This is a genomic window from Nocardia amikacinitolerans NBRC 108937, from assembly GCF_001612615.1.
GTDB classification, from domain to species: domain Bacteria; phylum Actinomycetota; class Actinomycetes; order Mycobacteriales; family Mycobacteriaceae; genus Nocardia; species Nocardia amikacinitolerans.
In genome coordinates this window covers 24,265-50,319 of sequence record NZ_BDAU01000008.1, presented here as the reverse complement: position 1 = coordinate 50,319, position 26,055 = coordinate 24,265, and the positions used below count along the sequence as shown (strand labels likewise).

Annotated in this window: 1 protein-coding gene; it reads right to left on the bottom strand. The window is 68.9% G+C overall.

Features of this window, described 5'->3' with window-relative positions:
• Nucleotides 1–22: 22 nt before the first annotated feature.
• Entirely contained in the window at nt 23–26,038 is a 26,016-nt protein-coding gene (locus NAM01S_RS37495; RefSeq protein ID WP_067781354.1) for a type I polyketide synthase, read from the bottom strand.
• Nucleotides 26,039–26,055 lie beyond the last annotated feature (17 nt).

Genomic DNA, 26,055 nt, shown 5'->3' with positions numbered 1-26,055 from the left:
GGCTTGGTCATCAATCGGTCCTTCAGTCCTCGGAGGAGTTGTTGTAGGCCAGGTCGATCAAGCCGTCGATATCGAGCTCGTCGATCGACTCGTCCGTGACGGTCTGATCGGTGTCGTCCTGGCTGTCCTGGCCGTTCGCGAGTTTCATGAGGGCGTCCAGCAGGCCCGCTTCGCGGAGACGGGCGAGCGGGATCGTCTGGAGGGCGTTGCGAATGCTGTTCTCCGACAGCTCCGTTACCTGCTCCGCATCCCGATGGCCGTCGAACTGGCCTGCCAGGTATTCGGCAAGCGCCTGCGGTGACGGATAGTCGAACACCGCGGTCGCGGGCAACCGCAAACCTGTCGCGGTCGCGAGGGCGTTGCGGAACTCGACAGCGGAGATCGAATCGAAGCCCAACTCGCTGAACGGCCGGTCGGGTGCGATCACATGGGCATTCCGATGACCCAGAATCGCCGCGACCTGACCGCGCACGATCTCCACCAGAACGCCGAGGCGTTCACCGTCGGGTGTGCTCGCCAACCGCGCCCGCAGCGCCGCCGACGCATTCGCGCCTGCCTTCCGGCGCTGCGGGACAAGCCCGGAAAACAGCACCGGCACTTCGGATCCCGCGCCACGCATGGCATCGAGATCCAAGCGGGCAAGGACGGGGGCCGGCGTCTCCAGCGCGGTCGCCGCATCGAACAGCGCCAGCCCCTGCTCCTGCGACAGCGGCAGCATGCCCGACCGGGACATCCGGCGCCGGTCGGTGTCACCGAGCTCCGCCGCCATACCGCCGTCCATACTCCACAGACCCCAGGCCAGCGAGGTGCCGGGCAGCCCGGAGGCCCTGCGGTGCTCCGCCAGCGCGTCCAGGCAGGCGTTGGCCGCGGCGTAATTGCCCTGGCCGGCATTACCGAACGCACCTGCCGCCGAACTGAACAGCACGAACGCCCGCAACGGCAGCTCGGCGGTCAGTTCGTGCAGGTGCAGGGCCGCATCGACCTTCGGTCCGAGCACCGCGTCCATGCGGGCCGGAGTCAGCGAAGCGATCGCACCGTCGTCGAGCACGCCGGCCATGTGGAACACACCGGTCAGCGGGTGGGCGGCGGGGATACCGTCCAGCACCCGCGCGAGCGCGCCGCGATCGGCGACATCACACGCGACGAACTCGACCTCGGCGCCGAGCTGCCGCAGCTCCTCCCGCAGTTCGTTTGCACCCGTGGCCGATTCACCGCGTCGACTCAGCAGCAACAGTCGGCGAACACCGCGCGTGGCCACCAGATGCCGGGCGAACAACCCACCGAGGAAGCCGCTGGCACCGGTGATCAGGACGGTGTCGTCCGGCTCGAAGGAACCGGTCGCCGGAGCGGCGGTGGCGGCGACCCGCGCGAGTCGCGCGGCATGCACCCGCCCGGCGCGGACGGCCACCTGGGGTTCCTCGGCAGCCAGAATTCCGCCCAGCAGACCGCCGAGCTCGGAATCGCTGTCGATCAGCACGATCCGGCCGGGATGCTCCGTCTGTGCGGCCCGAACCAGGCCGCCGACAGCGGCACCTGCCAGATTCGAAACACCCTCCCCTGCCACCGATACCGCACCACCGGTCCGAACCACCAACACCGAATCACCGAACCGCGGCTCGGCGAGCCAGGACTGCAACACCTGCAACACACCATGAGTAGCGGCACGAACCGTGTCGGGGTCATTGCCCGCAGGGCAGTCCAACACCACTACCTGCGGGACCTGCTCCCCCACGTCACCGAGATCCGCCCATGCCGCCGAGGCAACCTCGTTCTCGAACACCGTGATCGGCGTCCAGTCCACATCGAAGACCGCAGTGCGAGCAATCGACGTGCCCGCCGTCAGCTGCGCGGCATCGACCGGCCGAGACGCCAAGTGCCGCACCGTCGCCACCGCGACACCGGTCGAATCGGCCAAATCCAGTGCGACCCCGCGTTCACCGATACGAGTCAACCGAACGCGCAACGCATCGGCCCCCGCCGCATGCACCGTCACACCCGACCACTCGAACGGCAACACCAGACCGGACTCCTCCGACCCGGCTTCATCGGCGAAACGCAAGGCGTGCAACGCCGCATCCAACAACGCCGGATGCACACCGAACCGCCCCGCATCACCTCGCGCCGCCTCAGGCAACTCGACTTCGGCATAAACCCCATCGGCTCCGCGCCACACCGCCCGCAACGCCTGGAACACCGGACCGTAGTGATAACCCTGCGCATCGAGGGCGTCATAGACACCGTCGATATCCACCGCGACCGCGTCCGCGGGCGGCCACGACACCAGATCCACTGCGGCACCGCCGCCTTCCGGCGCGAGCGCGCCTTCGGCGTTCAACGTCCACGGCGACTCGACTGTGTCGTCGAGGCGAGAGAAGATCCGCACCCGACGACGACCGGCCGCGTCCTCGGCGTCGACCACCACCCGCACGGCGACCCCGGCCGCGTCCGACAGCACCAGCGGCGCCCGCAGTACCAGTTCATCGAGCACCGCGCAGCCGAGCTGTTCTCCGGCGTGCATGGCGAGTTCGACCAGACCGGTGCCGGGGAACAACACGGTGTCCATGACCGCGTGGTCGGCCAGCCAGGGCTGCGTCCGCACCGACAATCGTCCGCTGAGTGCGATCGCGTCGGACTCCGGTTGCGACACCACGGCCGAAACCAAGGGATGCTCGGTGGCCGCGAAACCCATCGACCTGGCGTCGCCACCCGTGGCCGAGCCCGCGGCCATCCAATAGCGCTGACGCTGGAAGGCGTAGGTGGGCAGGTCGATACGCCGAGCTCCGGTGCCGGCGTACAGGCGAGCCCAATCGACGTGAGCGCCGGTGACGAACAACCCGGCCGTCCCGGCCATCACGGCGGACGCGTCCGCCTGGCCCCGACGCGCCAGCGCCACCACCGTCGGAGCCGTGGTCGCCGTCAGCTCCTCGATGATCTGGTTGACCATCGGGAAGAGCACGGCGTCCGGTCCGACCTCGGCGAACCGGGACACACCCATATCCGCCATCGCGGCAACGGCATCGGCGAACCGGACCGTGTCCCGAACCTGACCGACCCAATACGCCGGATCGGTCATCTCATCAGTTATCCGAGCACCGGTCACCGTCGACACCAACGGGATGCTGGGCCGACTGAAGGTCAAACCCTCGATCACCGAAGCGAACTCGGCCAACATCGGCTCCATCAACGCCGAATGGAACGCATGCGAAACACGCAATCCGTGTGTGCGCCAGCCCTGTTCGATGCACTTCGCGACCACCGCGAGCACATCGTCTTCGATTCCGGAGAGCACCACCGACGACGGGCCGTTGACCGCTGCGATCGACACCTCGCCGGCCAGCAACGGCAGCACGTCGACCTCGGACGCACCGACAGCGACCATCGCCCCGCCAGAGGGCAGCGCCTGCATCAAACGACCGCGCGCCGCCACGAGAACACACGCATCCTCGAGCGACAACACACCCGCCACATGCGCGGCGGCAACCTCACCGATCGAATGACCGGCCACCACATCCGCGCGCACGCCCCACGATTCGAGCAAGCGGAACAACGCCACCTCGAACGCGAACAACCCCGCCTGCGCGAACACCGTCCGATCGACCGAAGCCTCGTCCAACAGCGCCGCATTCAGCGAAATCTGCTGTCCGAGCATCGGATCGAGTTGCGCGACAATCGCGTCGAAGTGCTCGGCGAACACCGGATAGGCCGCACGCAACTCGGCCGCCATACCGGCCCACTGCGCACCCTGACCCGAGAACACCACGCCCGTCGACCCCGGCACCACCCGACCGGACACCACACCCGGAAGGGATTCGGCCCTGCTCAGCGCATGCGTTCCGGCCAGCAGCGCGTCACGGTCGGTCGCGAAGACCACGGCCCGGTGATCGAACAGCATCCTCGAATCGGCAAGGGAGAAGCCGACATCGATCGGGTCGTCCTCGTGGTCGCCCACCTGCGCTGCCAGGCGGGCAGCCTGATCGGCGAGCGCCGCTCCATTGCGGGCGGAGAGCACCCAGGGCAGCACTCCGCCGACCGGAGCGGTCTCGACCTCCGGAGCCAGGTCCACCACGGGCGCCTGTTCGATGATCAGGTGCGCGTTGGTACCGCTGAGGCCGAACGAGGACACCGCCGCACGACGCGGCCGATCCGCCTCCGGCCACGCCACCGGCTCGGTCAACAGGCGGACCTGACCCTCGGACCAATCCACCTTCGTAGAAGGCTGATCCACGTGCAGGGTCTGCGGCAGCAGCCCGTGCCGCATGGCCATGACCATCTTGATCACGCCACCCACACCCGCGGCGGCCTGAGCGTGACCGATGTTGGACTTCAACGACCCCAACCACAACGGCCGAGCGGCATCCCGATCTCGGCCGTACGTGGCCATCAGCGCCTGCGCCTCGATCGGGTCACCCAGCGTCGTGCCGGTGCCGTGCGCCTCCACCGCGTCGACGTCGACCGGCGAGACCCCGGCATTGGCGAGCGCCTGGCGGATCACCCGCCGCTGGGACGGGCCGTTCGGCGCGGCGAAACCGTTCGACGCGCCATCCTGATTCACCGCCGAACCCGCGATCACCGCGAGCACCCGATGACCGTTGCGCCGGGCGTCGAACAACCGCTCGAGCACCAGTACACCCGCGCCCTCGGACCAGCCGACACCGTCGGCCGCGTCCGCGAAGGACTTGCAGCGACCGTCCGGGGACAACCCACGCTGGCGACTGAACTCGAGGAACATATCCGGTGCCGACATCACGGCCACACCACCGGCCAACGCCAGGTCGCATTCACCCGAGCGCAGCGACTGCGCGGCCAGATGCAGGGCGACCAGCGACGACGAACACGCCGTATCCACCGACACCGCAGGGCCTTCCAAGCCGAGCGTGTAGGCGATGCGACCGGAGACCAGGCTGCCGCCCGCGTTGTTGCCGGTGCCCGCGCCCTGGGCGTAGTCGTGGTACATGACGCCGGTGAACACGCCGGTCGAACTGCCGCGCAGCACCGAGGGGTCGAGACCGGCGCGTTCCAGCGCCTCCCAGGAGACCTCGAGCAGCACCCGCTGCTGCGGATCCATCACCGTCGCCTCGTTCGGGCTGATCCCGAAGAAGTCCGCGTCGAAATCGGCTGCGGAGTACAGGAATCCGCCGTGTCGGGTGTAGGTCTTACCCGCCTTGCCTGGCTCGGGATCGTAGATGCCGTCGATATCCCAGCCCCGATCGTCCGGCAGCTCTCCGATGGCCTCCCCACCGGAGGCGACCAGCCGCCACAGATCCTCCGGCGACGCGATGCCACCCGGGTAACGGCAGCCCATCGCCACCACGGCGATCCGGTCGTCGCCGATGGCTGTGCCAGTGGTGATTTCGATGTCCCGGCTGGTGCCGGTGAACTGCGCATCGATGAACTCGGCGACGACCTGCGGGTTGGGGTAGTCGAAGATCAGCGTGGCGGGCAGTTGCAGACCGGTGGCGGTATTGAGCTTGTTGCGGAACTCGATGGCGCTCAACGAGTCGAACCCCAGCTGTTGGAAGGCCTGTTGCGGCTCGACGGCAGCGCCGGAGGCGTGGCCGAGAGTTTCCGCTGCGGTGCCTCGGACGAGTTCGAGCAGTGCGGCGGCGCGATCGGTGTCGGAGAGCCCGGCCAGCCGCTGCGCGAACGCCTGCCCGGCCGCGGTCCGAGTCGCCCGGCGCACGGGCGCGGGTGCGATCGCCCGCAGCAAGGCGGGGATCTGCTCGCCCCGGGTGCGCAGCACAGCCGCGTCGACCCGCAGCGCCACCACCTGTGCCGCCTCGGCGGCGATCGCCGCATCGAACAGCGCAAGGCCTTCGGCCTCGGTCAACGGCGGGAAGCCCAGTCTCCGCATCCGATCGAAGTTGTCCTCGGACAGCTCGGCACCGAGACCGGTCGACCGCGCCCACAGTCCGTAATCGATTGCGGTAGCTGGCAATCCGAGTTCTCGACGATGCGTCGCGAGGGCGTCGAGGAAGACGTTCGCCGCAGCGTAGTTGGCCTGGCCCGCAGCCAGCACCAGCCCACCCGCCGAGGACAGCAATACGAACAGCGACAGCGCGGAGTCCCGGGTGAGCTCGTGCAGATGCCACGCGGCATCGGCCTTGGGCCCGAGGACATTCCCGAGCCGGTCCGGCGTCATCGACTCGATCAGACCGTTGTCGGCGATTCCGGCCGCGTGCACGATACCCACCAGCGGATGCTCGGCCGAGACGCCGTCCAACAGTGCGGCCACCGCGGCCCGATCCGACACATCGCAAGCGGCGACCGCGACCTGCGCCCCGAGCTCGACGAGCGCATCGCGCAGCTCCGTAGCGCCTGGAGCATCCAGGCCACGCCGTGACGTCAGGATCAGTTGGCACACACCGTATTCGGTTACCAGGTGCCGGGCGATCACCGCGCCGAGGCCGCCGGTGCCTCCGGTCACCAGGACGGTGCCAGGGGGCAGCGGCCGAGCGACCGCATCGGATGCGTGGCGGCCGAAGCGCGGAACCAGCACGTCCTGCCCACGCAGTGCGGCTTCCGGTTCCGCGGCCATCGCCGCGGTCGCGACGGAGACCGGATCGTGGTCGCCGTCCAGATCGAGGAGCTGGAAACGACCCGGGTGCTCCGCCTGCGCGGCGCGCACCAAACCCCAGACGGGGGCTTGGTCCAGCCGCACCGACTCGGAATCGTCCACGGCCACAGCGTGTCTGGTCGTCACCACCAAACGGGAACCGGCGAAACGAGTTTCGGCCAGCCAACCCTGGACGGTGTCCAGGACCCGGTTCGCCACCTTGCGCGCCGCCTGCGGCGGCGTACCGTCCTCGACCGGGCACTCCAGCAGCACGATCTCGGGTACGACCGCGTCCGGTTTCGCGTCCAGATCGGCGATCAGTGCCGCGAGGTCGCCGTAGGCACGCACTTCATCGGAACTTCGGCCCCAGCCGAGCGCAGCCAGTCGGCCGGGCTCCGCGGGCGCCGCCGGTGTGGCGACAGTGCTCCATTCCACGCGGAAGAGGGATTCCGCGGCACGGTCGGCGCCCAGGCGATCGGCCGATACCGGTCGGGATACCAGCGACCCGACCGAAAGCACCGGGCGCCCATGGTCATCGGCCAACTGCACGGTGAACCTGGTGCCGTCGACCACGATTCGGACCCGCACCGCGGCCGCGCCCGCAGCGTGCAACACCACGCGGTTCCATGTGAACGGCAGGGCAGGGAAGTCGCCGACACCGTCCCGAAGTCCGTGCACGATACCGACGTGCAGCGCCGCGTCGAGCAACGCCGGATGAACTCCGAAGCCGTTGCCGTCCTGCGGATCCGGCAGCGTGACCTCGGCGAACAACTCGTCACCGCGGCGCCAGGCAGCCTGCAAGCCCTGGAAGAACGGGCCGTAGCCGTACCCGAGATCGAACAACTCGTCGTAGACGCCCGCGAGGGGAGTCGGCTGCGCACCGGCGGGCGGCCAGTCGGCCAGATCGAAATCGGCCGCCGTCTCGCCCGGTGCGAGCACACCTTCGGCGTGCAGCGTCCACGGCACCTCGGCGGTCTGCCGCGAATGTACGGTCAGCCGCCTGCGACCGGACTCGTCCGCGCCGGCCACCACGACCTGTACCGCGACGCTGCCCTCGGCGGGCATGGTCAACGGGGTATGCAGGACGAGTTCATCGACCACCTCGCAGCCGAGGACGCCGCCGACGTAGCTCGCCAGCTCGACGAACCCGGTGCCAGGCAGCAACACCACGCCGAGCACGCTGTGGTCGGCCAGCCACCGCATCGAGTCCACCGACCACCGGCCGGTGAAACTCACCTCACCCGACTCCGGATGCGACACCATCGCCGCGAGCAGCGGATGCTCCACCGCGTCCAGCCCGGCCGAGCCGACCCCACCCAGTTCGGCTCCCAGCCACGACTTCGCCAGCATGTGCCGGGGATCGAGCCAGAACCGCTCGTGCTGGAAGGCGTAGGTGGGCAGGTCGATTCGTCGGCCGCCGGGATGGAGACCGGCCCAGTCCACGTCCGCACCGGCCACGAACAGCGCGGCAACGCCACCCAACACCGCGGACTCATCGGCCCGACTCCGACGCGCCATGGGGACGATCGCCGGAGTCGCGGTCAGCTGCCAGGAGTCGGCGATCTGCGCGATCATCGGGGTCAGCACCGCGTCGGGGCCGACCTCGGCGAACCGAGACACACCCATCTCCGCCATCGCGGCAATGGCATCGGCGAAACGGACGGTGTCACGAACCTGGCCAACCCAGTACCCCGGATCGGTCATCTCATCGGTGATCCGGGCACCCGTCACCGTCGACACCAGCGCGATGCTCGGGCGATCGAACACCAAACCTTCGACCACCGAAGCGAACTCGGCGAGCATCGGCTCCATCAAGGCCGAATGGAACGCGTGCGAGACCCGCAGGCGATGCGTCCGCCACCCATGTTCCACACAGGCGTCGACAACAGTCTGGACCGCGTCCTCGACGCCGGAGAGCACCACCGACGACGGACCGTTCACCGCTGCGATCGACACCCCCTCGACACCGGTCAACAACGGCAGCACATCACCCTCGGACGCACCGACAGCGACCATCGCCCCACCAGCAGGCAGCGCCTGCATCAAACGACCACGCGCCGCCACGAGAACACACGCATCCTCGAGCGACAACACACCCGCCACATGCGCGGCAGCTACCTCACCAATTGAATGCCCAGCCACCACATCCGCACGCACACCCCACGATTCGAGCAGACGAAACAACGCCACCTCGAACGCGAACAACCCCGCCTGCGCGAACACCGTCCGATCGACCGAATCCTCGTCCGACAACGCGATGGCCAGCGAAACCGACTGCTCCAGATACGGATCCAGCTTCGCGACGATCCCGTCGAAGTGCTCGGCGAACACCGGATACACCGCACGCAACTCGGCCGCCATCCCGGACCACTGCGCACCCTGACCCGAGAACACCAAACCCGTCGACCCGGGAACCACCCGGCCGCTCACCACACCAGGAGCGGTTTCGCCGCGGCTCAGCACCCGCATACCCGCCAGCAGCCCATCACGATCCTCGGCCAGCACGACCGCACGATGATCGAACACCGCACGCGTAGCAGCCAACGAGAAGCCGACATCGATCGGATCCAGATCCTGATCGGCGACATGAGACGCCAGCCGCTCGGCCTGACCCGCAAGCGCCTGTCCACCGCGCGCCGAGACCGCCCACGGCAGCAATCCGCCGGACGGAGCGGCCGCCACCGGCTCAGGCCGCGCAGCCGGGGCCTGTTCGACGATGACGTGAGCGTTGGTGCCGCTGATACCGAACGAGGACACTCCCGCGCGACGCGGCCGATCCACCTCCGGCCACGCCACCGACTCGGTCAACAACCGCACGTGCCCCTCGGACCAATCCACCTTCGTAGACGGCTGATCCACGTGCAGCGTCTTCGGCAACACCCCGTGCCGCATGGCCATGACCATCTTGATCACACCGCCCACACCAGCCGCCGCCTGAGCGTGGCCGATGTTGGACTTCAGCGATCCGAGCCACAACGGACGATCCGAGTCGCGGTCTTGGCCGTATGTAGCCAGCAGGGCTTGGGCCTCGATCGGATCACCGAGAGTCGTACCGGTGCCGTGGGCTTCCACCACATCCACCTCGGTCGGCGCGATCCCGGCATTGGCCAGCGCCTGCCCGATCACCCGCCGCTGCGAGGGACCGTTCGGCGCGGTCAAACCATTCGACGCACCGTCCTGATTCACCGCCGAGCCGGTCATCACCGCAAGCACCCGATGACCGTTGCGCTGGGCGTCGGACAACCGCTCGAGCACCAGGATGCCGACGCCTTCCGCCCAGCCCACGCCATCGGCACTGTCGGAGAACGACTTACACCGGCCGTCCGCCGACAGCCCGCGCTGCCTGCTGAATTCCACGAACGTCTCTGGCGTGGCCATGACGGTGACACCACCGGCCAGGGCCAGATCACATTCGCCCGACCGCAGCGAGGCCGCGGCCGAATGCATGGCCACCAGCGACGACGAACACGCGGTATCCACCGTGACCGACGGCCCCTCCAGGCCGAATACATACGAAACACGGCCGGAGGCAATAGATCCCGCGTTCGCGTTGGCCGGATAGTCGTGATACATCATGCCGACCCACACACCGGTCCGGCTGCCCCGCAGCGCGCCGGGGTCGACACCGGCCCGCTCGAACGCCTCCCATGATGTCTCCAACAGCAGGAATTGCTGCGGATCCATCATCGCGGCTTCGTTGGGACTGATGTTGAAGAACGCCGGATCGAATTCACCTGCGGCATGGAGGAATCCACCCTCGCGGGTGTAGCTGCTGTTCGGCTTCTCCCCGGCCGCGTCGTAGAGACGATCGACATCCCACCCGCGATTCACGGGGAACTGCGACGTCGCATCCGTCCCCGTCGCGACCAGATTCCACAGCTCCTCGGGTGAGCCGACCCCGCCCGGGTAGCGGCACGCCATACCCACGATGGCAATGGGTTCGTCGAGCCGAGGGTCGCGGGTCCGCTGCGCTCCACGAACAGCTGCCGCCGAGAGCTGGTGGTCGGCGAACTCACCGGCCAGGTATTCGGCCAGCGCCTGCGGTGACGGATAGTCGAACACCAAACTGGCGGGCAACCGCAGACCCGTCACGGTCGCGAGGGCATTGCGGAACTCGATCGCGGAGACCGAATCGAAGCCGAGCTCGCTGAATGCTCGGTCGGCTTCGATCGTATTCGCGTTCCGATGGCCCAGAGTGGTCGCGACTCGAGCGCGAACGGTTTCCACGAGCACACCGAGTCGCTCGCTGTCGGGGGTCGCGGCCAAACGAGAACGCAGCGCCGTGGCGCCGCCCGAGACCGTCCGACGGCGCGCAGGAAGCAGGCCGGACAGCAGAGTAGTGGCCGACCCAGCGGTACGGATGCCGTCCAGATCGAGACGGGCGAGCACGGAAACGGCCGCGTCGATTCCGGAAGCGGCGTCGAACAGCGCTAGACCCTGTTCCTCCGTCAGCGGCAGCATGCCGGACCGAGACATCCGGCGCCGCTCGGTGTCGCCGAGCTCCGCACCCATACCCCCGTCCGCGCCCCACAGACCCCACGCGAGCGACTGTCCGCTACGCCCGGCTGCCTTGCGGTGCGACGCTATCGCGTCCAGGCAGGCGTTGGCCGCCGCATAGTTGCCCTGTCCGGGATTGCCGAAGGTGCCCGCCGCCGAACTGAACAGCACGAACGCCCGCAACGGCAGGTCGGCGGTCAGCTCGTGCAGATGCAAAGCGGCATCGACCTTCGGCCGCAAGACCGCGTCCATCCGCTCCGGGGTGAGCGCGGCGATCGCACCGTCGTCGAGCACACCGGCCGTATGGAACACACCGGCGAGCGGACGGTCCGCGGGGATCGCGTTCAGTACGGCGGCCAGCGCGTCACGGTCGGCGACATCACACGCGGTGAACTCGACCTCGGCGCCGAGCCGCCGCAGCTCGTCCCGCAGTTCGTTTGCACCGGGCGCGGATTCACCGCGCCTGCTCAGCAACAACAGATGGCGAACACCGCGCGTGGCCACCAGATGCCGGGCGAACAACCCACCGAGATAGCCGCTGGCGCCGGTGATCAGAACCGTCTCGTCCGGCGCGAAGGACGAGCCGGTGGCCGACGAAGGTGTCGCCCGAACGAGTCGCGCACCGAAGACCTGCCCGCCGCGCACCGCCACCTGCGGTTCCTCGGCAGCCAAAATCCCGCCGAGCAGGCCGTCGATGTCGGAATCGCTGTCCACCAGCACGATACGGCCTGGACTCTCCGCCTGGGCCGTACGGACCAGTCCGGCCACGGCGGCACCGGCCAGATTCGTAATGTCCTCCCCGGCAACCGATACCGCACCGCTCGTCCGGACCACCAACGCCGACGCGCCGAACCGCTCATCGGCAAGCCACGCCTGCAACACCCGCAGCACATCGTGGGTCGCGGCGCGAACAGTGCCCGGCGCATTTCCGGCCGGGCAGTCCAGCACCACCGCGGCGGGCACCTCGTCACCCAGATCCGCCCACGACACCGCAACGATTCCGTTGCCGGACACCGAGATCGGTGTCCACTCGACCTGGAATGCGGCGCTGCGCGCGATGGACGAACCGTTACTGAGCTGCGCGGGATCGATCGGCCGTGACGCGAGCTGCCGCACCGTCGCCACCGCGGCTCCGGTCGAATCCGCCAGGTCCACCGCCACGGCACGGTCACCCATCCGGGTCAACCGCACCCGCAGCGCACCGGCGCCCGCCGCGTGCACCGTGACACCCGACCACTCGAACGGCAACTCCGGCCCCGCGCCCTCGCCGCGCAGGTGGCCGGCAGGCCGCAGCGCATGCAGCGCGGCATCGAGCAGTGCCGGGTGCAGCCCGAAACCCTGGCCGTCCGCCGGGTCCGGGAGGGCAACCTCGGCGAATACTTCGTCGCCGCGCTGCCACGCCGCCCGCAGGCCCTGGAAGACGGGGCCGTATCCGTATCCGGCGTCGAGCAACTCGTCGTAGACACCGTCGACGTTCACAACCTGTGCGTCGGCCGGAGGCCACGCCGCGAGATCCACGGCGGGCACGGCCGCGCTCGGGGCCAGCGCGCCTTCGGCATTCAGCAGCCACGACGACGCGTCGACGTCCTCGTCCGAGCTGGAAAAGATCCGCACCCCGCGCCGACCGGTCTCGTCCGCGGCATCGACCACGATGCGCACCGCGGCTCCACCGGACTCCGACAGCACCAGCGGAGCACGCAGCACCAGATCGTCCAGGGTCGAGCAGCCGACCCGCTCCCCCGCGTACATGGCCAGCTCGACGAATCCGGTGCCGGGGAACAACACGGTTCCCAGCACCAGGTGATCGGCAAGCCACGGATGTGTCTGTACCGACAGGCGACCGGTCAGGATCATCGCGTCGGAATCCGGCTGCGATACCACCACCGAAACCAACGGATGGGGGGTCGCCACCAGACCCATGGCCCGGGCATCGCCGCCACCGGCCGAGCCCTGGGATATCCAGTACCGCCGACGCTGGAAAGCGTAGGTGGGCAGGTCGATTCGGCGAGCTCCGGTACCGGCGTACAGAGCCGCCCGGTCGAGATCGGCGCCCGCTACGAACAACCTGGCCAGGCCAATCGACACCGCGGACACATCGACCTGGTCCCGGCGCGACAACGCGGCCACGGTTGCGGCCACACCATCCCCGGCATCGAGGGTCTGCGCGATCATCGGGGTCAGCACCGCATCGGGTCCGACCTCGGCGAACCTGGACACACCCATCTCCGCCATCGCGACGACCGCGTCGGCGAAACGCACGGTGTCGCGGACCTGACCGACCCAGTACGCCGGATCGGACATCTCCTCGGTGATCCGGGTACCGGTCACGGTCGACACCAACGGGATGGTGGGCCGGTCGAAGGTCAAACCTTCGATCGCCGAAGCGAACTCGGCCAGCATCGGCTCCATCGACGCCGAATGGAAGGCGTGCGAGACCCGCAAACGGTGTGTCCGCCAACCCTGTTCGGCGCAACGTTCAGCGACGGCGAGCACATCGGCTTCGACGCCGGACAGAACCACCGACGACGGGCCGTTGACCGCCGCGATCGACACCGCACCGTCCACCAGCAACGGCAGCACATCGAGCTCGGCGGCACCGACAGCGACCATCGCCCCACCAGAAGGCAACGCCTGCATCAAACGACCACGCGCCGCGACGAGAACACACGCATCCTCGAGAGACAGCACCCCAGCCACATACGCGGCAGCGATCTCACCGATCGAGTGACCGGCAACCACATCCGCACGCACACCCCACGATTCGAGCAGACGGAACAACGCCACCTCGAACGCGAACAACCCCGCCTGCGCGAACACAGTCCGATCGACCAGCTCGTCGTCCGCCAACGCCGTGCCCAGTGAACCAGGCTGCCCGAGAGCCGGATCCAACTGCGCGACAATCGCATCGAAGTGTTCGGCGAACACCGGATAGGCGGTCCGCAGCCCGGCGGCCATACCCGCCCACTGCGCACCCTGACCCGAGAAGACGAAACCCGTCGACCCGGCCGCGGCACGCCCGGTCACCACTCCGGGTGCCTGCGTGCCGGCGGCCAGCGCCCGCACGCCCGCGAGCAGACCGTCCCGGTCATCGGCCACGACAACCGCACGGTGCTCGAACACCGCACGGGTGGACGCCAGGGAGAAGCCGACGTCGACCGGATCGTGTTCGCCCACACGCGCTGCCAGGCGGGCGGCCTGAGCGGCGAGGGCCTCGGCGCTACGGGCCGAGATCACCCACGGCCGCGCAACCGGAACCGAGGCATGCTCCGGAGGCTGGGGCGCCACCGGCGCGGTCACCGGGGCCTGCTCCACGATGAGGTGGGCGTTGGTGCCGCTGATGCCGAACGAGGAGACACCGGCACGACGCGGCCGATCCACCTCCGGCCACGCAACCGACTCGGTCAACAACCGCACATGCCCCTCGGACCAATCCACTTTGGTGCTGGGCCGATCGACGTGCAGCGTCATGGGCAGCACACCGTGCCGCATAGCCATGATCATCTTGATCACACCACCGACACCAGCCGCGGCTTGGGCATGACCGATGTTGGACTTCAACGACCCCAACCACAAAGGACGATCGGAATCCCGGTCTTGGCCATAGGTGGCCAACAGCGCCTGGGCTTCGATCGGATCACCCAAAGTCGTACCCGTACCGTGCGCCTCGACCACATCGACCTCTGTCGGCGACACACCGGCATTGGCCAACGCCTGACGAATCACCCGCCGCTGCGACGGACCATTCGGCGCCGAGAAACCATTCGACGCACCATCCTGATTCACCGCCGAACCAGCGATCACCGCGAGCACTTCATGACCGTTGCGACGCGCGTCCGACAACCGCTCGAGCACCAGAACACCGGCGCCCTCGGACCAACCGACACCATCCGCGTTGTCGGAGAACGACTTACACCGACCATCCGGCGACAAGCCCCGCTGCCTGCCGAATTCGAGGAACATGTCCGGGGTTCCCATCACCGCAACGCCACCGGCCAGGGCCAGATCACACTCACCGGACCGCAGCGACTGCGCGGCGAGATGCAGGGCGACCAGCGACGACGAGCACGCGGTGTCCACGGTGACCGACGGTCCTTCCAGACCGAACACATAGGACACCCGGCCCGAAACCAAGCTGCCCGCGGCGCCGCTGCCGGTACCGGTGCGCTGGGCGTAGTCGTGGTACATCAGGCCGGTGAACACTCCGGTCGAACTGCCGCGCAGCACCGCCGGATCCACACCGGCTCGCTCCAACGCCTCCCACGAGATCTCGAGCAGCAACCGCTGCTGCGGATCCATCATCGTGGCCTCGTTGGGACTGATCCCGAAGAAGTCGGCGTCGAAATCCGCTGCGTCGTAAAGGAATCCACCCTGACGGGTATAGGTCTTTCCCGCCTTACCGGGCTCCGGATCGTAGATACCCTCGAGATCCCAGCCACGATCCGACGGCATCTCACCGGTGGTGTCGGTGCCGGAAGTGACCAGTTCCCAAAGGTCCTCGGGCGAGGCGACGCCACCGGGGTAGCGGCAGCTCATCGCCACCACCGCGATCGGGTCGTCGCCGGTGCGGACGCGCCCGATCACGGGCTCATCGACCGCCACGGTGCCGGAGAGCTGGGAATCGATGAACTCGGCGACGACCTGCGCGCTCGGGTAATCGAAGACCAGCGTCGCAGGCAGTTGCAGACCCGTCGCGGCATTCAACTTGTTACGGAACTCGACCGCACTCAACGAATCGAAGCCGAGCTGTTGGAAAGCCTGTTGCGGCTCCACCGCCTCCACCGACGCATGCCCGAGAGTGGCAGCGGCCACCGACCGGACCAGATCGAGCACCGCGCGCGCACGATCCGCGTCCGACAAACCGGCCAGCTCGTGCGCGAAGGCCTGGCCCGCAGCGGTTTTGGTCTGTCGGCGGACCGGCGCCGGTGCCAACGAGCGAACCAGAGCGGGGATCTGCTCGCCCCGCGTCCGGAGCACCGCCGGATCGACCCGCAGCGCCACCAGCTGCGCCGAATCGGTGGCGATCGCGGAATCGAACAGCGCGAGGCCCTCGGCCTCGGTCAGCGGCGGGAAGCCTTGGCGGCGCATTCGATCGAAGTCGTCTTCGGACAGCTCGACACCGAGCCCTGAGGATCGCGCCCACAACCCGTAATCCACCGCCGTCGCGGGCAATCCCAAGCTACGACGGTGTGCCGCGAGCGCATCGAGGAAGACATTCGCCGCGGCGTAGTTCGCTTGACCCGCCGCAAGCACCAATCCGCCTGCCGAGGACACCAAGACGAACAGCGACAGATCGCGCGTCAGCTCGTGCAGATGCCACGCCGCATCGACCTTGGGCCCGAACACATAATCGACCCGCTCGGCCGTAATCGACTCCACCAAGCCGTTGTCCGAGGTCCCGGCCGCGTGCACCACGCCAACCAGCGGATGTTCGACCGGAATGCCGTCCAGCAACGCCGCCAACGCCGACCGATCGGACACATCACACGCGGCGATGGTCACCTGCGCGCCCAGCTCGGTCAGCTCCTCGCGCAGTTCGGCCGCCCCAGGGGCATCCAGACCACGCCGAGACGTCAAAAGCAAATGGCGCACACCATGTTCGACCACCAAGTGCCGAGCGATCACCGCACCCAGACCACCCGTACCACCGGTCACCAGCACCGTGCCCGGTTCGGACAACCGAACGATCGCGCCGGGCGCGTGCCGACGCAACCGCGGCACGTACACGCTCATACCCCGCACCGCGGCTTCGGGCTCGGTCGCGACAACCGCCGCCGCGGCAAGCGCATCACCTTCGGCGTCCAGATCGATCAGCTGGAATCGGCCCGGATGCTCCGCTTGCGCGGCGCGCAGCAGGCCCCACACCGGCGCCTGGCCCAGATCCACGTCCTCCGAATCGGCAACGGCCACCGCGTGCCTGGTCAGCACCACCAAACGCGAACCGGCGAAACGACTGTCGGCCAGCCAACGTTGGACGGTGTCGAGCACGCCCATCGCGACCCGGCGGGCTGCCTCCGGCGGCGCGCCCTCGTGGGTGGGGCACTCGAGCAGCACGAGGTCGGGCACCACCTCGTCGGGGTTCGCGTCCAGCTCGGCGATCAATGCCGCGAGATCGCCGTCGCGCCCGCCGAGAACCGCCACCCGGTCCGGCTCGACGCTCGGCGTGGAGGGCGCGGCAGCGACCCATTCGATACCGAAGAGGGCATCCGATACCCCGGCTGCGCTCAGGCGATCGGCCGACACCGGCCGAGAGATCAACGCGCCCACCGACAGGACGGGCCGTCCCTGCTCATCGGCCATCCGCACCGAGAATCGGTCGCCCTGCAGCACGATCCGCACTCGCACCGCCGCGGCGCCTGCCGCGTGCAGCACCACGCGGTTCCAGCTGAACGGGAGTGCCGGGAAACCGTCGAGGCCGCCTCGAAGACCGTGGACGATCGCGGCGTGCAGCGCCGCGTCGAACAGCGCGGGGTGGATACCGAAACCATCGGCGTCCTTCGGATCAGGGAGCGCGACCTCGGCGAACACTTCGTCACCGCGCTGCCATGCGGCCCGCAGGCCTTGGAAGAAGGGGCCGTAGCCGTATCCGATATCGAGCAACTCGTCGTACGCGCCGTCGACGTCCAGCGGTTGCGCACCGGCCGGTGGCCACGCGACGAGGTCGAAGTCGGCCGTCACCTCGCCGGGGACGAGCACGCCTTCGGCATGGAGCACCCACGGACCCGCGGGCGTCTGCCGCGAGTGCACGCTCAGCCGCCGTCGTCCGGCCTCGTCCGGGGCGGCCACCACGACCTGCACGGCGACATCGCCCTCGGCCGTGAGGGTCAACGGAGTATGCAGAACGAGCTCGTCGACCACCTCGCAGCCCAGCAGGCCACCGACGTGACACGCCAGTTCGACGAATCCGGTGCCAGGAAGCAACACGGTGCCGAGCACGCTGTGGTCCGCCAACCATTCCACCGAATCCAGCGACCACCGGCCGGTGAAGCTCACCGCACCCGAATCCGCGTGCGGCACAATGGCGCCGAGCAGCGGATGTGCCGCCGCGTCCAGCCCGACCGCGCTGACGCCGCCCAGTTCGGCGCCGAGCCACGACTTGGCCAGCATCTGCTTGGCGTCGAGCCAGAACCGTTCGTGCTGGAAGGCGTAGGTGGGCAGGTCGATTCGCCGCACACCGGAGCTGTCGTAGACAGCGGCCCAATCGACCTCGGCACCGACCACGAACAACCCGGCCACCGCACTGGTCACGGCCACCGCGTCCGCGTGGTCACGCCTGGTCATCGCGACAGCCGTGGCGTCGCCGAGAGTCTGGGCGACCATCGGGGTCAACACGGCGTCCGGCCCGACCTCGGCGAACCTCGAGACGCCCGAATCGGCCATCGTGGCAACGGCATCGGCGAACCGGACCGTATCCCGGACCTGGCCGACCCAATACGACGGATCACTCATCTCGTCTACGACTTGCGCGCCGGTCACCGTCGACACCAACGGGATGCTGGGCCGACCGAACGTCAAACCCTCTATCGCCGAAGCGAACTCGGCCAGCATCGGCTCCATCAATGCCGAATGGAAAGCATGCGAAACCCGCAAACGGTGCGTGCGCCAACCACGCGCGACGCACACCTCGACAACAGCCTGAACCGCGTCCTCGACACCGGACAGCACCACCGACGATGGACCGTTCACCGCCGCGATCGACACCCCCTCGACACCGGCCAGCAACGGCAGCACATCACCCTCGGACGCACCCACAGCCACCATCGCCCCACCAGCAGGCAACGCCTGCATCAAACGACCACGCGCCGCCACGAGAACACACGCATCCTCTAGCGACAACACACCCGCCACATGCGCGGCAGCAACCTCACCAATCGAATGCCCAGCCACCACATCCGCACGCACACCCCACGATTCGAGCAGACGAAACAACGCCACCTCGAACGCGAACAACCCCGCCTGCGCGAACACCGTCCGATCGACCAGCTCACCGTCCGCCAACGCCACGCTCAGCGAAACAGGCTGTTCGAGAAGCGGATCCAACTCGGCGACGATCCCGTCGAAAGCCTCGGCGAACACCGGATACACCGCACGCAACTCGGCCGCCATACCGGCCCACTGCGCACCCTGACCCGAGAAGACCACACCCGTCGACCCGGGAACCACCCGGCCGGTCACCACACCGGATGCGGGCGTACCAGCGGCCAGCGCCCGCACGCCCGCGAGCAGCCCGGCACGGTCATCGGCCACCACGACGGCCCGATGCTCGAAGACACTGCGCGTCGACGCCAGTGAGAAGCCGACATCGATCGGATCGTGGTCGACCACATGCGATGCCAGCCGAGCCGCCTGAGCGGCCAGCGTTTGCCCGCCGCGCGCCGACAGCACCCACGGCACGGCCGGGACGGTCCTGACCTCCGGGACCGACTCGACCGCCGATGCCGGAGCCTGCTCGAGAACGAGATGTGCGTTGGTGCCGCTGATACCGAACGAGGACACACCCGCACGACGCGGCCGACCCACCTCCGGCCACGTCACCGCCTCGGTCAGCAGCCGGACATGTCCCTCGGACCAGTCGATCTTCGTGGACGGCTGGTCCACATGCAGGGTCTGCGGCAAAAGTCCGTGGCGCATGGCCATGACCATCTTGATCACACCACCCACGCCGGCTGCCGCCTGAGCGTGACCGATGTTGGACTTCAGCGATCCGAGCCACAGCGGACGATCCGCGTCACGGTCTTGGCCATACGTGGCCAGCAGCGCCTGCGCCTCGATCGGATCACCCAGAGTCGTACCCGTGCCGTGCGCCTCGACCACATCGACCTCGGTCGGGGAAACCCCGGCATTGGCCAACGCCTGCCGGATAACCCGTCGCTGCGACGGACCATTCGGCGCGGTCAACCCATTAGACGCACCATCCTGATTCACCGCCGAACCCGCGATCACCGCGAGCACTTCATGACCATTGCGACGCGCGTCCGACAACCGCTCCAACACCAGCACACCGGCGCCCTCGGACCAGGCGACACCGTCGGCCGTGTCGGAGAACGACTTGGACCGGCCGTCCGGCGACAGACCTCGCTGCCTGCTGAACTCCACAAAGGTCTCCGGAGTCGCCATCACGGTCACGCCACCGGCCAACGCCAGATCGCACTCCCCCGACCGCAGCGACTGCGCCGCCAAATGCATTGTCACCAAAGACGACGAACATGCCGTGTCCACCGTGACCGACGGTCCCTCCAGACCGAACACGTACGAGATCCGGCCGGAGGCAATGGATCCCGCGTTCGCGTTGGCCGGATAGTCGTGATACATCATGCCCGCGAAGACACCGGTCGCACTGCCGCGCAGCAGCGCGGGGTCGACACCGGCCCGCTCGAACGCCTCCCACGCGGTCTCCAACAGCAGAAACTGCTGCGGATCCATCAGCGCCGCCTCGTTCGGGCTGATGTTGAAGAACGCCGGATCGAATTCCCCTGCGTCATGCAGGAATCCACCCGAACGCGTGTACGTGGTGTGCGGTGTCTCCCCGGTCGGGTCGTACAGCCGCTCGGTGTCCCAGCCGCGGTTCACCGGGAACTCCGACGTCGCGTCGGTCCCGGCCACGACCAGCTGCCACAGGTCCTCGGGCGACCGGACCCCGCCCGGGTACCGGCACGCCATGCCGACGATCGCGATCGGTTCGCCGTCGAAGACTTTGGCGGCGGTGACCGCCACGTCGTGCCCGGTGCCGGTGAGCTCTTCGGTCAGGTGTGCGGCAAGCGCCTGCGGTGTGGGGTAGTCGAAGACGACCGCGGCCGCCAACGACAGACCGGTGGCGGTCTTGAGCCGGTTGCGCAGCTCGACCGCACCCAGGGAATCGAAACCCAGGTCCTGGAAGGCTCGATCGGGATCGATCGCGGAGGCACTGTCGTGGCCGAGAACGGCCGCGATGTGGGTGCGGACGGTATCGAGCACCGCCTGCCGCTGCCGACCGGCGTCCAGACCCGAAAGCCGTTGCCGCAGACTCGACCCCACCGCCGAGAGCGCCGCGGTCCGCCGCACCGCAGGCGCAAGGGCGCGCAGCAGCGGGGGCAGCAGCCCGGCCACGGCCTTGGCGCGGATCGCGGCGGTGTCGACCATGGCGATCACCGCGTGCGCCGCGCCGCGTTCGAGCACCGCGTCCCAACCGGCCAACGCGGACTCGTCCGGGATCGCGGTGAAACCGGCCCGGCTCATCCGAGCCAGGTCGGCTTCACCCAGCTGCCCGGCCATACCGCCAGAGCGCGCCCACGGACCCCACGCCAGCGACTGACCGGCCAGTCCGCGGGCACGCCGGTGGGCGACCAGCCCGTCCAGGAAGGCGTTCGCTGCCGCGTAATTGCCCTGGCCGGGGCCGCCAACGGTGCCCGATATCGACGAGAACACCACGAACGCGGCCAGATTCAGGTCAGCGGTCGCGCGGTGCAGATGCCATGCGGCATCCACCTTCGGTGCCAGCACCGCGTCCACCCGCTGGGGTGTCAAGGAGGCGATGACCCCGTCGTCGAGCACGCCGGCGGCGTGGATCACACCGGTCAGCTGCTCGGGAACGTCGGCAAGCAGCCCGGCCACCGCGTCGGCGTCGGTGACATCACACGCCACCACCCGCACCCGCGCACCCGACTGCTCCAGCTCGGCGCACAACTCCGCGACGCCATCGGCCCGAGGACCACGGCGACTCACCAGCAGCAACGACCGTACGCCGTGCTCGGCCACCACGTGCCGGGCCACACCGGCACCCAAACCACCTGTGCCACCGGTGATCAGCACAGTCCCCGCACCGAAGGCGTCATCGACGGTCGATGCGGACGCGGCGGGTGCGGGCCGGGTGAGCCGCGCGGTGTGAGCGATGCCGTCACGCAGGACCACCTGGGGTTCGCCGACGGCCACGACAGTGGCCGCGACGGCCTCATCGACACCGGTGTCGGTGTCCACCAGGACGATTCGTCCCGGATCCTCGGTCTGCGCGGACCGCACCAAGCCCCACACCGCGGCACCGGCGAGATCGGTGAGGTCCTCGTCGGCCATCGCGACCGCACCGCGGGTGGCGACCAGCAGTGTGCTCGCGGCGAACCGGTCCTCGGACAGCCACGCCTGTACCACCTCGAGGACGCGTGCGACCTCGGCGTGGGTAGCGGTCACCACGTCGGCGCCGGAGGCTTCGCTCCACCCGGACCCGGCCTCGACCACTACGACCGGAGGCACCGTCGCATCCGGATCCAGCCGGTCCCACCGGACCGCACCCGAATCCGCAACGGCCGAAGCCGTTTCGACCGGCGACCACACCACTTCCAGCACCGGATCGGCCGCGCCGCTCAGGCCCGTGGCCAGCTGCTCCAGTCGCATGGGCCGTGGCGTCACCGAGCCGGACAACACCGGCTGCCCCTGCTCGTCCGCCGCCAACAACGACACCGACGATCCGCCGGTGGTCAACCGAACGCGCAGCACCGACGCCTCGGCCGCATGCAGCGCGACCGACTCCCACGAGAAGGGCAGCACGACTTGACCGGCGGCCATGGCGAACGGTGAATCCTGCTGTCCCGCAGCGTCGTCGAGGACACCGGCCAGCAGTCCCGCCTGCAGCACCCCGTCCAGCAGGGCCGGATGGATCCCGAATCCTTCGGCGCGCGCGCCACTGTCGGCGTCGATGGCGATCTCGGCGTATACCTCGGCGCCACGTCGCCACAACGCACGCACACTCTGGAAGGCCGGTCCGTACTCGTAGCCCCGTGCCGACAGCGCCGCGTACGCGGACGCGACGTCGAGATCGGTCGCCGCGGCAGGCGGCCAGGTGTGCGATGCGGGCGCGGCCGTGCCGTCCATGGTGGTCAGCTGCCCCCGCGCGTTCAGGACCCACTGACCGTCCGGGTCGTGCTCACCGCGCGAGTAGATCGAGATCGGCGCGAACTCCGGTCCCGGCCCGCCGACGACAACCTGGATTCGCACCCCGCCCGAGTCGGGAAGCAGCAGCGGCGCCTGCAGCGTCAGGTCGTCGATCACCGGGTATCCGGCTTCGGCACCGGCGCGCAGGGCCAGCTCGACGAAGCCGGTCCCAGGCAGCAGGACCGACCCGGCGACCGCGTGGTCGGCCAGCCACGGCTGCGTCGCCACCGACAACCGGCCGGTCAGCAGCACGTCGCCGGACTTCGCTTCCGACACGACCGCACCGAGCAGCGGATGCCCCATCGCGCCGAGCCCCACCGATTCGACACCGGCGGCGCCGAGCGCGGGTTCGAGCCAGAAACGCCGACGGTCGAAGGCATAGGTGGGCAGTTCCACCGGCGCCGAATTCGGTTCCGCGAGTACGGCGTTCCAGCGCACCGGCACCGCCCGCACGAACAACCGCGCGACCGCGGCGAGGATCTCGACGGGTTCGTCGCGCTCGGGGTGCAGCACCGCCACCGCGGTCGCCGCCTCCGGCAGGCACTCGGCTGTCATCGCCGACAGCACCGAGTCGGGACCCACCTCCAGGAAGGTGTCCACACCGTCGGCCCAGGCCGCTGCCGCGGCGTCGGCGAAGCGCACCGGCCGCCGCACCTGATCGACCCAGTACTGCGGCGAGCACCACAGGCCGGGATCCGCCACCGCCCCGGTGACGGTCGAGATCACCGGAATCCGCGGCGGATCGAAGCGCAGTGTCGAGACCACCTCGGCGAACCGCGCCAGCATCGGTTCCATCAACGAGGAGTGGAAGGCATGGCTGACCCGCAACCGTTTGACGCGCCGCCCGCGTTCGCGCAACTGCTCGGCGAGGACGTCCACGACCTCCGCGCGACCGGAGATCACCACTGCCGCAGGGCCGTTGACCGCCGCGATGTCCACCCCGTCGACGCCGTCCAGCAGTGCGGTGATCTCCTGCTCACCGGCCTGCACCGCGAGCATCGCTCCGCCGGTGGGCAATTCCTGCATCAACCGGCCACGCGCCGCGACCAACGCGCACGCGTCGGCCAGGCTCAGCACGCCGGCGACATGCGCGGCGGCGATCTCACCGATCGAATGCCCGAACACCACATCCGCGGTGACGCCCCATGATTCGAGCAGGCGATACAGCGCCACCTCGACCGCGAACAGCGCCGGTTGGGTCAACCGGGTCTGCTCCAAGTCGTTTCCGGAGCCGATCGCGTCCCGCAAGGAGAGCCCGAGCAGCGGATCCAGTTGCGCGCAGATTTGGTCGAAAGCCTCGGCGAACACCGGGAACCGGCCGTACAGCTGCTGACCCATGCCCGCCCGCTGGGAGCCCTGCCCGGCGAACATCACAGCGACCTTCGATGTCGCGCCGGAACCGACGGCGACATCGGGACCCGGTTCGCCGGCCGCCACCGTGGCCAGCCTGCGCAGCAGCTCGTCCCGGTCGGCACCCACGACCACGGCCCGATGCGTGAACAGCGTGCGAGTCGAGATCAGCGAATGCGCTATATCGGATACCGACACCGCGGGATCGGCGGCCACGAACTCGCGCAACCGCGCGGCCTGCGCCCGCAGCGAGGCCTGCGACTTCGCCGACACCACCCACGGAACCGCCCCCGCCACAGTCCTTTCCGAGCCGCCGGGGTCGTCGCCCGGCTCGGATTCGGCCGGCGTGTCCGCTGGTAGGTGTTCCAAGATGACGTGCGCGTTGGTGCCGCTGATGCCGAAGGAGGACACCGCGGCACGGCGGGGACGGCCCGCTTCCTCGGGCCACTCCCGCTTCCGGGTCAGCAGTTCGATCGCGCCGCTGGACCAGTCCACGCGCGGGGTGGGCTCGTCGACGTGCAGGGTCGGCGGCAGCACCCCGTGCCGCATCGCCATGATCATCTTGATCATGCCGCCGACGCCCGCCGCGGCCACCGTGTGACCGATATTGGATTTCAGCGACCCGAGCCACAGCGGCCGGCGCGGATCACGGTCCTGTCCGTAGGTGGCGAGCAGGGCGTGTGCTTCGATCGGATCCCCCAACACCGTGCCGGTGCCGTGCGCCTCCACCACATCCACGTCGTCGGTGGAGAGCCGCCCGTTGGCCAGCGCGGCGCGGATCACCCGCTGCTGGGCGGGACCGTTCGGCACGGTCAAGCCGTTGGACGCGCCGTCCTGATTGATCGCCGTTCCGCGGATGACCGCCCACACGCGATGCCCGTTTCGCTGCGCGTCGGAGAGCCGCTCCAGCACCAGCACACCCGCGCCTTCGGCCCAGCCCGTGCCGTCCGCCGAGGCGGCGAACGACTTGCACCGGCCGTCGGCCGCGAGACCCCGCTGCCGGGAGAACTCCACGAACATCCCCGGCGAACCCATGACCGTCACGCCGCCCGCCAACGCCATCGCGCACTCCCCCGAGCGCAGCGACTGGGCCGCCAGATGCACCGCCACCAGCGACGACGAGCAGGCGGTGTCCACCGATACCGCCGGGCCCTCCAGGCCGAGCGCGTACGCCACCCGGCCCGACACCACGCTGCCGGTCGTACCGGTCAGCAGGTAGCCCCGCAGGTCCACCGGACCCGCGTGCAGCAGATCGGCGTACTCCCCGTTCGACGCGCCGGCGAAGACACCGGTATCGGATCCGCGCAACGTCGACGGGTCGATACCTGCTCGTTCCAGGGCTTCCCAGGAGGTTTCCAACAGGATCCGCTGCTGCGGGTCCATCGCCAGCGCCTCGCGCGGGCTGATCCCGAAGAACTCCGCGTCGAATTCCGCCGCGTCGTAGAGGAACCCGCCCGAGCGGGTGTACGACTTCCCGCGCGCCTGCGGGTCCGGGTCGTAGAGCCCGTCCACATCCCAGCCGCGGTCGGTGGGGAACTCACCGATCGCGTCGACGCCCTCCGACACCAGATTCCACAGATCCTCCGGAGAGGCCACCCCGCCCGGGTAACGACACGCCACACCAACGACCGCGATGGGCTCGAATTTCTGATCCTCGACTTCCCGCAGCCGCCTGCGGGTTTGGCGCAGATCGACCGTCAGGCGCTTCAGGTAGTCAAGGGTCTTGTTGTCGTCGACCATCTAAGTTCAGCAATCCT